General features: G+C 70.2%; 10 protein-coding genes and 1 pseudogene. 5 read left to right on the forward strand and 6 right to left on the reverse strand.

The features are described from left to right. Positions 1-29: 29 nt before the first annotated feature. The 3 genes from ACZ516_RS07985 to ACZ516_RS07995 form a co-directional block, all read right to left on the reverse strand. Positions 30-2,201 (reverse strand): discoidin domain-containing protein, encoded by a 2,172-nt coding sequence (locus ACZ516_RS07985; protein ID WP_361080439.1) that lies wholly within the window; start codon positions 2,199-2,201, stop codon positions 30-32. A gap of 44 nt (positions 2,202-2,245) precedes the next feature. Continuing rightward, on the reverse strand, positions 2,246-4,462 hold the full coding sequence (locus ACZ516_RS07990; protein WP_469009108.1) for a discoidin domain-containing protein: 2,217 nt from the start codon (positions 4,460-4,462) through the stop codon (positions 2,246-2,248). A 158-nt stretch (positions 4,463-4,620) separates the two neighbouring features. Next, the gene (locus tag ACZ516_RS07995) at positions 4,621-5,055 is read right to left on the reverse strand and encodes a DUF6010 family protein (RefSeq protein ID WP_469009110.1); all 435 of its coding nucleotides are present in this window, start codon (positions 5,053-5,055) and stop codon (positions 4,621-4,623) included. A 241-nt stretch (positions 5,056-5,296) separates the two neighbouring features. Here ACZ516_RS07995 and ACZ516_RS08000 point away from each other — a divergent pair, with 241 nt between their 5' ends. Next, the gene (locus ACZ516_RS08000; RefSeq protein WP_469009112.1) at positions 5,297-6,235 is read left to right on the forward strand and encodes a GlxA family transcriptional regulator; all 939 of its coding nucleotides are present in this window, start codon (positions 5,297-5,299) and stop codon (positions 6,233-6,235) included. Here the strand turns inward: ACZ516_RS08000 and ACZ516_RS08005 are convergent. Then, positions 6,228-6,746: a winged helix-turn-helix transcriptional regulator gene (locus ACZ516_RS08005; RefSeq protein ID WP_469009113.1), complete on the reverse strand. Its 519-nt coding sequence runs from the start codon at positions 6,744-6,746 to the stop codon at positions 6,228-6,230. The two genes, ACZ516_RS08000 and ACZ516_RS08005, sit on opposite strands and share 8 nt — an antisense overlap. A gap of 100 nt (positions 6,747-6,846) precedes the next feature. Here ACZ516_RS08005 and ACZ516_RS08010 point away from each other — a divergent pair, with 100 nt between their 5' ends. The 3 genes from ACZ516_RS08010 (at position 6,847) to ACZ516_RS08020 (ending at position 9,730) form a co-directional block, all read left to right on the forward strand. Next, positions 6,847-7,782 carry an alpha/beta fold hydrolase gene (locus tag ACZ516_RS08010; RefSeq protein WP_469009115.1) on the forward strand — a complete coding sequence of 312 codons (936 nt, stop codon included), beginning with the start codon at positions 6,847-6,849 and terminating at the stop codon, positions 7,780-7,782. Between the two features lie 87 nt (positions 7,783-7,869). After that, the gene (locus ACZ516_RS08015; RefSeq protein WP_469009117.1) at positions 7,870-8,997 is read left to right on the forward strand and encodes an FAD-dependent oxidoreductase; all 1,128 of its coding nucleotides are present in this window, start codon (positions 7,870-7,872) and stop codon (positions 8,995-8,997) included. A 346-nt stretch (positions 8,998-9,343) separates the two neighbouring features. After that, the gene (locus ACZ516_RS08020) at positions 9,344-9,730 is read left to right on the forward strand and encodes a hypothetical protein (protein WP_469009119.1); all 387 of its coding nucleotides are present in this window, start codon (positions 9,344-9,346) and stop codon (positions 9,728-9,730) included. A gap of 363 nt (positions 9,731-10,093) precedes the next feature. On the opposite strand, the pseudogene ACZ516_RS08025 reads toward ACZ516_RS08020, so the two are convergent. Continuing rightward, positions 10,094-10,288, reverse strand: a pseudogene (locus ACZ516_RS08025) (Mu transposase domain-containing protein); the annotation flags it as partial. A 313-nt stretch (positions 10,289-10,601) separates the two neighbouring features. Continuing rightward, complete coding sequence (locus tag ACZ516_RS08030) at positions 10,602-10,775, reverse strand: hypothetical protein (RefSeq protein ID WP_469009121.1); 174 nt, start codon at positions 10,773-10,775, stop codon at positions 10,602-10,604. A gap of 191 nt (positions 10,776-10,966) precedes the next feature. On the opposite strand from ACZ516_RS08030, the gene ACZ516_RS08035 reads away from it, so the two are divergent. Next, positions 10,967-11,527, forward strand: a complete 561-nt coding sequence (locus ACZ516_RS08035) for a CchlQ (protein WP_469009123.1) — start codon at positions 10,967-10,969, stop codon at positions 11,525-11,527. Positions 11,528-12,991: the final 1,464 nt, after the last annotated feature.

Below are 12,991 nucleotides of genomic sequence, written 5' to 3' on the forward strand. Positions count from 1 at the left end.
CGAAGGGCGCCGCCGGGCACCCTTCGCCGTCAGCTGTAGATGCCGAACTCGTGCAGCGAGTAGCCCCAGCCGGTGCCACGCGCTGTCAGACGCAGTCGTACGTGCCGCGCGGTCGCCGCGACGTCGATGGTGTCGATGTCGCCGTTGCCCGTGGTGGTGGTGTGGACCGTGCGCCAGGTGGTGCCGTCGTCCGAGACCTGGACCTCGTAGGACTTGGCGTAGGCGGGGTCCCACACGAGCTGGAGCCTGCGGAACGCGGTGGCGGCGCCCAGGTCGACCTGGATCCACTGCGGGTCGCTCCAGTCACTGGCCCAGCGCGTGTCGTTCTTGCCGTCCGTGGCCTTGGCGGGTTCGCACGGGCAGTCGCCGTACGACGGCTGGAAGGAGGACGCGGTGGTGGGCTTGCCCAGCGCCACGTCGGTGCCGGAGACCGGCGGCGGGACGACCTTGACCGACTTCGTCTCGATGCCGGCGTTGCCGCGGCCGTCCTCGGCCTGGATGTACACCTTCCACACGCCGAGCTTCTCGGGGGCCGTCACGGCGAAGGTCCCGCTGCCCGTGGCCCGCCACTCGGCCTCGACCAGGCGTTTGTCGCCGTTGGCGTGGTTGCCGCTGAGGAAGATCCTGTACGTGATCGGGTCGCCGTCGGGGTCGCGCACGTCTGCGCGGACGGTGAACTCGTCGCCGGCCGCGGCCGATGCCGCCGGGCTGACCGCCATGTTCGTGATGACGGGCGGGGTGTTGTCGCCGGCGGTCGAGCCGGTGTACGCCTTCTTGACGGCGTAGTAGGACAGGCGCTTCAGCCCGTCGGGCACGAGGTTGAACCAGACTCCGCCGAAGTCGTGTTCGAGGCCGTAGTGGAAGAGGGTGGCGCCGAGGGCGACGCCCCGGTGGCCGGTGACGCAGTTCCAGGCCTTCGTGTAGCCCTCGGCCTTCTGCACGTCGGTCGGCTCGTCGGGGACGCCGTTGGCGTCGTCGGGCACTTCCCACTCACCGGCCGGTCCGCTCTCGGTGATGATGTACGGCTTGGTGTAGCCGCCCTCCTTCCAGTCCTCCTGGACGCCGCAGATGTCGCCGTAGGAGTTCATCGAGTACAGGTCGAGGTCGGGCGCGTTGCGCTTGTAGTACGGCCAGGCGCCGGTCCAGGCGTCGGTCGAGGTGACGGGGTGGTCGGGGTCGATGCCGTGGATCTTCTTGGCGACGTCGTTGACGAAGCCGGTGTAGGCGTTGCGCTGCGCCTCCAGTTCGGACCCGCTGTAGCAGTTCTGCAGGCCGAGGACCGACTCGTTGCCGACGTTCCACATGAGGGTCGCCGGGTGGCTCTTGTAGGCCGCCACCCACTTGGCGAATTCGGCGAGCGCGTTGTTCTTGTACGTGGTGTCCGTGACGTAGTTGACGCAGCCGCCGGAGCCGGGGCCGCCGCCGGGTTGCAACCAGAAGCCGTTGACGACGCGGATGCCGTTCGCGGCGGCGCTGTCGAGCAGGGGCTTGGTGCCGCTGTCGGTGCCCCAGGTGCGGATGGTGTTGACGCCCATGGACTTCACGTCGGGCAGGTACTTCGGGGCGTCGGCGATGGCGGGACCCCAGGTCAGGCCCTTGACGGTGTACGGCTTGCCGCCGACGGTCAGCTGCCAGTCCCCCTGGGAGCCGGCGACCTTGACCGCTCCCCCGGCGGGCGGCGTGCCGTCCGTGGTCCCGTAGACCTGGAACTCCCACAGGGAGTATCCGTAGCCGCCGGACCGGTCGGTGCCCAGCATGCGCACGTACCGGCCGGACCCGGAGAGTGCGACCTCGTCCGTGCCGCCGTCACCGCCGGTCACGGTCTTCAGGGTCCGCCAGTCCGTGCCGTTGTCGGACGCCTGGATCTGGTAGCCCTTGCCGTACGCGCCGTCCTCCCAGGTCAGCACGGTGCGGCTGAGGTCGGCCCGCTGCCCGAGGTCGACCCGCAACCACTGCGGGTCGCTCCACTGGCTGGCCCAGCGGGTGCCGGTGAGGTCGCCGTCGACGGCTTTCGAGGCGGCGTATCCGTCGCCCTCCTGGGACGACGCGGTGGCGGGCTTTCCCTGCGAGAGCAGGGTCTCCGCGGCCTGGGCGGGCGGGGCGGCCAGGACGAGGGAGGACGCCGCCCATAAGCCGAGGGCGAGCAGGGGGACGCCGACGCGGCGGCCGTCCGGTCTGCGGGGCGAGGGTGCTCTGGACACATCTCCTCCTGGCGGGTCGGGGGGAGGACCGACGGACGGCTCGGTCAGGGGTATGACACGACGGTGGACGGCACGGTCGAGGTGCCGGAGGGCACCGTGGAGTCGCCGGTGTCGTTGATGACGTGGTTGTAGTGGCCCATGCCGCCGAGCGAGACCACGAGGAGGCTGTGGAACTTCACCCCCGGTTTGACGGGCGTCTTGAAGCCGTGGTCCTGGCGGATGTTCGGGTCGACGTTGTAGTTGCAGTAACTGCCCAGGCCCCACGCCTCGTGGGTGTCCACCGAGTCGTCGACGCGGTAGGCGGCGTACCCCTTCGTCGAACCGTTCTGGATGGCGGCCTGGTCAGGGGCGTCGTACGCCTTCTCGTTCTGGTAGAAGATCGTCCGGCCGCGCTCGCCGTACCACTCGACGTCGTACTTGTTGAAGTGCTCGACGAACAGTCCCGTGGCCAGGACGTCGTCGCCGTTGACGCGCACGCCGTAGTCGGCCCGGTTGGTCTCCCAGCCGACGCCCTCGCCGTGGTCGGCCCGCCACACCCAGGTGTGGTCGATGATCGTGTCGTCGCTGTTGACGACCACGCTGGTGGTCGCCTTGCCCGCGCCCGCCCCGCCGATACGGATGTAGACGTCCTGCACGGTGGTGGGGTCGGCCGCGTGGTCGGCGGAGGCGCCCTGGGGGCCGATCTCCAGCAGGGTCGGGGAGTTGACGCGTCCGGCGTCGATGAGCAGTCCGGCGAGCTTCACGCCGTCGACGTCGGCGACCTTCATGGCGGTCACCCCGTTGTCCGGGATGATCGTGGCGAGGCCGAGGCCGAGGACGATGGTGTCGGGCCGGTTGATGTCGATCGTCTGGTCGACGTGGTAGACGCCCGGGGTGAAGAGCAGGTGCAGGCCCTGGGCAAGGGCGGCGTTGATGGTCGCGGCGGTGGCGCCCGGCTTGACGACGTAGAACTTGCTCAGCGGGATCGACTCGCCCTGCGGGGTGCCGTTCGCCCAGGTGGTGCCGCGGGCGTTGGTGCGCTTGGCGGGGGCGAAGACCTTGTAGTCGTCGCCGTCCAGGTAGAGGAAGGGCTTCTCGCGGGAGACGGGGGTGGTGTCGAGCGTGGTGTAGCGGGGCTCCGGGAAGCTGGTGGCCGGTGCGCCCTCCACGCCGGAGAAGACTTGGTTCCACACGGAGTTGGACCAGCCGCCGATCGAGCTGTCCCGGGTGTACCACTGCTGCTGCGAGTAGTTGCCGATCTGGCCGTCGATCTTGCTGTCGGCGATGTAGCCGCCGCTGGCCCAGCCGTAGCCGTTGGGGGCGAGGTTGAGTCCGCCCTTGACGTGCATCCGGCGGAAGGAGGCGGCCTGCGAGACCGCCCACCGGTTGGTGCCGTTGACCGGTTTCACCGCGAGGTTCTCGGCGGCGCGCCAGAAGTTCTGGGTGGCATTGCCGTTGAACCAGCCGGCGTCGACGGTGACATCACCGTTGATCGTGGTGTCGTCGGGGCGCAGGCCGAGGCCGGCGATCTGGGTGTAGAAGCCGATCTGGGCGTTGAGGTCGCTGTAGGTGCCCGGCTTGAAGAGGAAGGCGTGCCGGCCGGAACCGAACTGGGCCGACTCCTGCTCCTTGAAGACCTGGTCCAGCTTGGCCTGGATGCCGGGTGTGGACGGGCTGAACACGTGCACGTTCGGGCCCAGGTCTCCGCCGCCGGGGATGACCGGTCCGGGGTCGTCCCCGGTGGTGCCGTACACCTTGAACTCCCAGAGGGAGTAGCCGTATGGGGTGGCGCGGGCGGTGCCGAGCATACGGACGTAGCGGGCGGTGCCGGAGACGTCCAGGGTCTCGGTGCCGCCGTTGCCGGCGGTGGTGGAGTAGGCCGTCGACCAGTCCGTGCCGTTCTGGGACGTCTCGATCCGGTAGGCCTTGGCGTAGGCGACCTCCCAGCGCAGTTCGACCCGGGTGAGGGAGGCGCGGGCGCCGAGATCGACGCGGATCCACTGCGGATCGGAGGCGGCGCTGGACCAGCGGGTGCCGTTGTCACCGTCGACTGCGGCGGTCGCCGGAGTGCCGTAGTGCTCCTGGCTGGAGGCGGTGACCGGCTTGCCCTGGGACAGCAGGGTGGGCGCGGCGTGGGCCGAAGGGGCGGGGACGAAGGCGAGAAGGGCGGCGGTCAGGGCGGTGGCCACCATGCCGACGACGCCGCGGTGGTGACGGCGGAGGTGGCGGCGGCCGGGTCTGCGTGACACCGGCGCCGCCGGAGGTATGCCGACTGCGGACATGCGGGAGCTCCTCGGAATGGGCCGGAACGGGAGAGCGCTCTCCGGAACCTTGCCCGTACCGCCAGTGGCGGTCAAGCTTCCTCACACGTCTTTTCTTTCGTCTTTCATTAAGTGGAGATCATTGCGTTGAGTGCTGACAGTCCTTGCCCGCGACCAACTCAGTTCCCGGTCGAACCGGCCTTGTTCGCCGCCCTCGTCCTGCCGCCTTCGAGCCGGCTGCGGACCTGGGCCAGGGCAGGTCCTCCGCGAAAGCACCACAGGGCGATGACCGGATCGCAGATGGCGCAGGCCAGGGACGCGTCGTGGTGGAACGGCAGGATGGAGTGGCCCTTGAGGTGGTGGGCGACGTCCCAGGCCGTGTGGAGCAGCCAGCCGACGCCGATGAAGGCCCAGGAGTCCAGGCCGCGGTAGGCGACGTAGGCCATGAGCGCGACGAACGGGAGCTCCCACGGGCCGAATCCGCCCCCGCTCAGATAGGCGGCGCCGGCTCCGCCCACCATGATCGCGTTGAAGTGGCGTCGGTGCGGTTCCTTGATCAGGGACATCAGCAGGCAGTAGACGATGCCGACGATCACCGGTGACACGAGGTTCATGAGGGGATGACTTCTTCCTGCAGACAGGACGACCTGGAGGTGCGGGGGTGCCCTACGGCGTCGCTTTCCATCGGGACGCTCCGAAGTCAACCGGCTGCCCGTGTGCTCGCCCAGTGGCACTGATGACAGGCTTCGACGGGATAACGCCAACGCCTTCTCGACGTGTGCGAACCGCGATGCCATGGGGCTTCCTGAAGGACGGCCCGGTTCCGTCGAGCTGTTGGGAAGGTAGGTTCTGGCCATGCACACGGTCGCCGTTCTGGCGTTGCATCAGGTGATCCCGTTCGACCTGGCCACCCCGCTCGAGGTCTTCTCCCGGACCCGGCTGCCCGACGGGCGGCCCGGCTACCAGGTCCGGGTGTGCGCCGAGCGCGACGAGGTCGACGCCGGAGCCTTCACCCTGCGCGCCCCCTGGGGTCTGGAGGGCCTTCGGGGCGCGGACACGATCATCGTGCCGGGCGTCACCGACCCCGCCGCCCCACTCTCTCCCGCCGTGCACGACGCGCTGCGGTCGGCCGCTGCCGCCGGCACCCGGATCGCGTCCATCTGTGTGGGCGCGTTCCCCTTGGCCGCCACCGGGCTCCTCGACGGGCTGCGCGCCACGACCCACTGGCGCGCGGCCGGTCTTCTGGCCGCCACGCACCCGGACGTCGACGTCGACCCCGACGTCCTCTACGTCGACAACGGCCAGTTGCTCACCTCGGCCGGTGCCGCGGCGGGGATGGACCTGTGCCTGCACATGATCCGCCGTGACTACGGCTCGGCCGTCGCCGCCGACGCCGCGCACCTGTCAGTGATGCCTCTCGAACGGGAGGGCGGGCAGGCGCAGTTCATCGTCCACGAGCACGCCCCCACGCCGCAGGGCTCCGAGTTCGAGGTGCTGCTGACCTGGCTCCAGGAGAACCTGGCCCGGGGCCTCACCCTCGCCGACATCGCCGAGCGGGCCGGGACCAGCACCCGCACCCTGATCCGGCGCTTCCGCGACCAGACCGGCACCACCCCGCTCCAGTGGCTCCACCGGGCCCGCGTCCGCCGGGCACAGCACCTGCTGGAAACCACGGAGCACTCCGTGGAGCGCATCGGCCGCCAGGTTGGCTTCGGCTCGCCCACCACCTTCCGTGACCGCTTCAAACGCACCACCGGCGTGAGCCCGCAGACCTACCGACGGACGTTCAGCTGACCACGTACCGGGGAGCCGCCGCGGATCCGAAGCGGTGATCGCGGACCCTCCGAAGCGGTGATCGCGGACCCTCCGAAGCGGCGGGCGCGGAACCGGCCCGCCTATCCCTCGGCGACCTCCTGTCGGCGGCTTCGTGGGCGCGGTCGATCTCGGCCATGTGCTCCTCCGCCCAGGTCCGCAGCCCCGCGAGCGCGACTTCCAGGGACAGCCCGAGTGCGGTGAGCCGGTAGAAGACCCGTGGCGGCACGGTCGGTTCGACCCGGCGCGACACCAGCCCGTCGCGGGTCAGGCTCCGCAGCGTCACGGACAGCATCTTCTGCGAGACGCCGGGCATCCGGCGTCTCAGCTCCGCGAAGCGCACCTCGTCCGGTGCGGCATCGGCGAGCGTCTTGACGGCCATGGACGTCCACTTCGTGCCGATGCGGTCCAGCAACTGCCGCGTCGGGCACCGGGGATCGAACAGATCGCCGCGCCCCCCGCGCCCGGTTGCCCGGGCTCCTCGGGTGGTCACCTGTGGCTCACCACCTTCCCTGAAAGTGCCTTCTAGGAAGCGGTCGGGCACTTACCTATCGTTGGGTGGTCACCAATGGTAACCAGTCGCAGGAGCGGTCATGCCCGTCACCACCGCGCACCAACTCCACCGCGTCGCGACGAACGGCGTCCGACTCAACGTCGCGGTCGCCGGGGACGGCCCCGCGGTTCTCCTGCTGCACGGCTTCCCGCACACCTGGCGACTCTGGAGCGGCATCATGGGCCGACTCGCCGGGCGGTACCGGGTCATCGCCCCGGACCTGCGAGGTTTCGGTGCCAGCACCCGAGCCGTCGAAGGGTACGACGCGGGCACCCTCGCCGCCGACGCCGAAGGGCTGCTCGACGCACTCGGCGAGCCCTCGGCGGCAGTGGTCGGCATCGACGCGGGTGCCGCCCCCGCCGTCCTGCTCGCGCTGCGCCGTCCCGGCCTCGTCCGGCGCCTGGTCGTGATGGAGGCACTGCTCGGCCGCCTGCCCGGAGCGGAGGACGTCCTCGCGGGCGGTGCCCCGTGGTGGTTCGGCTTCCACGCCGTCCCCGGCCTCGCCGAGACCGTCCTGGCCGGCAACGAGGGCCCGTACATCGACTGGTTTCTCGACTCGGGGACGCTGGGGCGAGGTGTACCCGACGACATCCGTGCGGCCTTCGTCCAGGCGTTCACCGGGAGCGAGGCCCTGCGCTGCGCGTTCTCCGTCTACCGGGCCCTGCCCACCAGCGCTCAGCAGCTGCGGGACGCCGTCGCGACGGCTCGGCTGACGATGCCCACCATGGCCGTCGGCTCCCACCCCGTAGGCACCGGGCTCGAACGCCAACTCCGCCCGCTCGCCGATGACTTGGTCGGACACCACCTTCAGGACTGCGGCCACCTCATCCCCCTCGACCGTCCCGACGCGTTGTTCGCGCTCCTTGCTCCCTTCCTCGCCCGCCGACCTGCCGAAGTGAGCGGAGCGGGGCCGAAGGACCACGGCCGACGGTCCGGCCGGCGTCCTGTCGGCGCTCTGTCGGCGGCCTGTCGGTGACCTGTCGACGGGTGGCGGGACGGTGGAGCTTGCCGGCGCGACCGGCCGGGTGTTCGCCCGGCGGCCCGGAACCAGGAAGGAACCCCCATGACCCCTGACGTCACGATCATCGGTGCCGGACTCGGCGGCCTCACGCTCGCCCGCGTCCTGCACGTACACGGAATACCGGCCACCGTCTACGAGGCGGAGCCCTCCCCGGCCGCCCGCTCCCAGGGCGGGATGCTCGACATCCACGACTACAACGGGCAACTGGCTCTTGACGCTGCCGACTTGATGGACGAGTTCCGTGGCATCGTCTTGGAGGGCCGCCAGGCACTGCGGGCCCTCGCCCCGGACGGGACCGTCCTGTTCGACCAGGCCGACGACGGCACGGGGGGACGCCCCGAGGTGCAACGCGGCGAGCTGCGACAGATCCTGCTCGACTCGCTCCCGGCCGGCACCGTCCGGTGGGGGCACAAGGTCAGCGGCGCCCGTACCCTCGGCGACGGCCGCCACGAGGTGACGTTCGCCGACGGCAGCGGCGTCGTCGTCACCGGCCTGCTGGTCGGCGCGGACGGCGCGTGGTCCCGGGTCCGCCCGCTGCTTTCCACCGCCGTACCCGAGTACACCGGCAAGTCGGTGGTCGAGACCTACCTGTACGACGCCGACACCCGGCACCCCGCCGCCGCGAAAGCGGTCGGAGGCGGGTCGATGATCGTGCACACGCCGGGCCGGGAACTCTTCGCGCACCGGGAGAAGGGCGATACGCTGCACGCGTACGCGGGGCTGTCCGAACCGCGGGAATGGTTCGACGCCATCGAATGCGCCGATGCCGCCGCGGCCACAGCGCGGGTCGCGAAGGAGTTCGACGGCTGGGCGCCGGAACTGACCGCGCTGATCACCGACGGCGACACCGCGCCGGTCGTGCGCGCCCTCTACGCCCTGCCGGCCGCGCACCGGTGGGACCGGGTGCCCGGGGTGACCCTGCTCGGCGACGCCGCCCACCTCTCGGCCCCGAACGGCGAAGGCGCCAACCTGGCCATGCTGGACGGCGCCGAACTCGGCGAGGCTCTGGCCGCGCGGCCCGACGACATCGAGGCCGCGCTCACCGCATACGAGGAAGCCATGTTCTCCCGCACTGCCGAGGCCGCCACCGCCGAGGGCACCGAGGCCCACGGACCCGACTCCGACGACGACCCGATCCGCGCCCTGCTGACTGCCCTCACCCAGGAGTAGCAGCCCCACCGACTGATCATTCCGGAATAAGTTCGCTGCGGCCCGCCGGTCCTGCCTCAGATCACGGCGGACACCCTGGGCCCCCGTGTCCGCCAGGCCCCGGTGACGGGTCTCAACCAGGTGACCTTCTTCTCCGAACTGTTCGCCACCCGCATGCGCTACTCAGGACGGGCGTACATCGCACCGTGGAAGAGCAGGGCCACGGCGATGGCCACGAGGGCGCCGATGGGGTAGACGGGGCGGCGTCCGATCCTGTCCGAGAGGGCGCCCCACAGGGGGATGGACGCGAACGTCGGATGTTCGCTTGTGTGCTGGGAAGAGGAGGGGGGCGTGCGACGATCGGGGTGTGGAGATCCCTGATTCTTCGTTCCGTCGGCGTCTGCTGATCGAGGCGCTGACCGGGTTGGCGGCGGATGCCCAGGCCCAGGCGGCCTGGCTGGTCAGGCATGGCGTGATGGCGGACGAGATTGCTCTGGACTTCGATCACGCCTTTTGCATGGCCGAAGCCCTGGTGGCCGAGGGCCAACTCACCTGCGGAGTCATGGTTGATCTGCGGGAGATCGACGTGATCCTCAGTGGGATGAGCAATGGCGAGAACGGTGATCGGTGGACAAGGGATGCCCTGTCCACCGACGAAGGATGGGCCCAGGTCCGGCGGTTGGCCCGCCGAATTCTCGTTGCGGAACTGGGTGAATGGCAGCAGCCCCTTCCGGAGATCACTGTTATCCGGTGACGGGCTTCGCTGTGCATCCTGGTCAGGCCAGCTGGGTCTCCCGCTCGATGGCTGCCGACCGGTTCTTGAGCAGGTAGCTGGGGCGGTTGATCGAGAGGGGCGCGTGCCGGTCAGCTCGTCATGGCCGAACAGCGGACGGCGTCCGACTGACTGGGATGCTGGCGGCCGCGACCCGTGTGAGCAGGGCTTGCAGCGGTCCGGCTTCCTCGCCCAGGGGGCCTCGTGGCGGGGCCGGGGCACGATGTCGCCGGTAGTGACAAGGCGGTTCTTGCCGTCGGGCGGACCGACCCAGTGCTTCTCGTCGACGACGCGGACCCCTTTGGCGACCGCTCGGGGGCGGGCGGCCGGCAATGTGGAGCCGTCGCCATCGACGCTGGTGGCATGGAGCATGACCTGGGACTTCGTTGCCCGGACCTCGACACGCTGGCGGGGACGGACCTTGCGGGCCGGCACCGAGTAGAGGTTTCCGGTGAAGGCGACGAGGCAGTCCTTGCCGACCGGCCGCAGGTGCCGCTGGGCGACGAGACAGGGCATCTCGGGAAGTGGCCGCAAGGCCATGTGGTCCCTGACCACGTGACGGTCGATGGCTTCATCGTGGGTGCGGTGGGTCCGGGCCTGCCGCAGGGGCACCCAGGCCAAGAACGCGGAGTCCAGCTCCTCGAGGGAGGCGAAGGCCCGGCCGGCCAGGACGCGGTCCCGGATGATGGCGACCTGGCGTGCGGCCCGACCCTTGCCAGTGGGGCGCTACGGGAGCGATGCCGTGGTCCGCAGCTATCCTGGGCCGGGCTTCCTGCAGGTAGAGCTGCACCCGCTGGTAGTTGCCGGTGAATCCGTACTCCTGGACGAGCCGCGATCACGACCAAGGGTGTGGTCATCCACGAGCCCGCAGCATCGCGTCGATCAGCGGAGCGACCTCCTCGACCACCCGCTTGCGGGGCCGACCTTTCGTCGACCGACGAGGCGGCGCAACCGGGACCTGCGAGGACAGGTACCACCCGAGGGGGTGGCGGCCGTCGTGGTCGATCAGCGCACGGCCGACCGCCACCGCGAGCGTCCTCCTCGAAGCACCGCAGCCACTACCACCTGTCCGTGCGGAGAGGAGCGGTGCGGGACAGGAGAGGGAGGCGAATCGGCGGGATGAGGCGATCTGAGCCGAGGCGTACTCGGTTGGCCCCGGCCGTCGGACATGATCTGCTGGGTGGGACGGTGCGGGGGCGCGCGGCTGGGGGGCACGTCATGGAATGGGGAACGCTGGTCGCCACACTGGGCGGCGGTCTGATCGCGATAGCAGGCACGGTTCTGGCCGACCGCCTGCGTACCCGTCAGGAACACCTCCGCGGGCTTCTGGCACGCCGCCGGGACGTCTACACGGAGTTCATCGTGGCGGCGGGCGCGGCCCACACCGAACTGCGCCGCCTCGCACAGGGCGGCGCCGGGGCGACCGACCTGGAGGAAGCGAGCCGCCTGGCGCTGACGGACGCCCGCATCTACGAGGTACGCGAGCGCCTCTTCCTCGACGCCAGCGCCCAGGTGGCGAGGGCGGGCCAGACCATGTTCGAACGCCTCCGTGGCCTCCGAAGCACGGTCGCCGCGGGCGTCGGCATCTCGACCCCCGCGTTCCACGACATCTACCACCCCTACCTGGACGCCGTCTGGGCTTATCGTGAGGCCGTCCGCAACGAATTGGAGGGCCATGCCCTCACCCCGAAAGACTTCGGCTGGTCCGCATGGGACGGCCGCGAACGCTGCCCCCAGTGCGGGCAGCGCGGGCCGAACACAGCGCCCGAGCAGCGCTGACCTGCCCGAGCCACGCTCGCCGACGTCCCCTCGGTGCACGCCTCACGGAAGTGAGCCAGAACCCAAAAGAACCTGCCACAGACACAGCGCTCTCCCCGGAGGAGGCGGTCCGGCAGCCGTCCGTGAAATCGCGGACGGACCAGCGGCCGTTGCCCGGGGTGGACCGGTCCTGCGGCGGGGGGCGAACGCTGGTGAACTGCCGGAGCAGTTCGCGAGCGCTCGCGCGACCCGGCGCTGCCGTACGTCAAAGGAGTGCCCGAGCACATGACGGCAGACCCCCTGCGGCGGCCTGGCCCGCCCCGTGTTCCCGGCCGCCGGCTTCAGTCCCGCAGAGGCCGGCCACGCCGAGCCAGACGCCGCCGGTCAGCTGCTGCCGGGACCATCACCCTGAGTAAAATGCGTCTCTGGCATCCGGTTGTCGTGCTTCAAGGGTTCCTTCGTCCCCAGGCGGGCCCAGAGCAAGAACGTCCCCAGGCCCACGGCCAGCAGGCCGACCGGAATCACTATCGCGAGAGCCCACTCGGGCATGCCGCCTCCCCCTTGGCGTCGCCGGACCTGCCAAACCAGGGTAGACCCACGCCCACCCGGCCGGAACGGACGAACTCGCCAACCCCGCCGACCTGTTCAACGCCTGACCGCGGACAAGGCCCACAGCAACGGCCCGTGCCGCCGTCACCTACGCCCCCGGGGCATCCGACCCACCATCCCAGAGAAGGCCGACAGGTCGCCGCCCCAACCATCTGGCTCCGCACCTGATGGGTCTGCAAAGGTTCTAGGCGACGCTGACGCTGCGTACGGAGGATTGCGGCCTGGCGGAAGCAGCCGCGGCCCTCTACGACCTGCTCACCGCGCACGAGCTGCGGCGCTCGCCGTCGGCACTCCCGCAGAGATTTGCGCGTCCACGCTCTGGCTTTCGGGATCGCGTCGGCGAGGGAGTCTACGCGGCCAACTTGGCGGAGATGGACCGCGGGGAGTAGCCGCCAGCTGCAAGCTTCGGTCGCTCCTGAGGAGGTAACGGGGGCATCCTCCGAGGAGCATCCGAGGGATGGCGGAGGCGTCGGACGCGCTTAGGGCGTCGCCCGCCCTACCCGGAGCCAGGCGTGCGGCGCGCGGGCGGTGTCGGCCGCGTACCGCTCATCATCGTCCGGTGGTCCCCCGGCACGTGCACGGTGTCGTAGTCGAGGGCGCCGGAAAAAGTCCGGCGACGAACCCTGTTTGCACGGCCTGACGCAGGCCTCACCGAACAACGCGGCAAGTTTCTTCAGCTGCGGAACGACTCAGCCGACATCGCGCTTACGGGGCGCGCAGAATTACGTCGAACCGTCCGGGATATCGCCGACCCATCGGCCCGGACCCTACTCCGGTGGACCACTGCTCGAATTCTCGCAGCATGCAGATAGGTCGCGTACCTGCCCCGGCGCACAGACGAATCCGATTAGGTCGCCACGCGTTACGAGGCAACAC

The organism is Streptomyces sp. NPDC034037, from assembly GCF_055575715.1.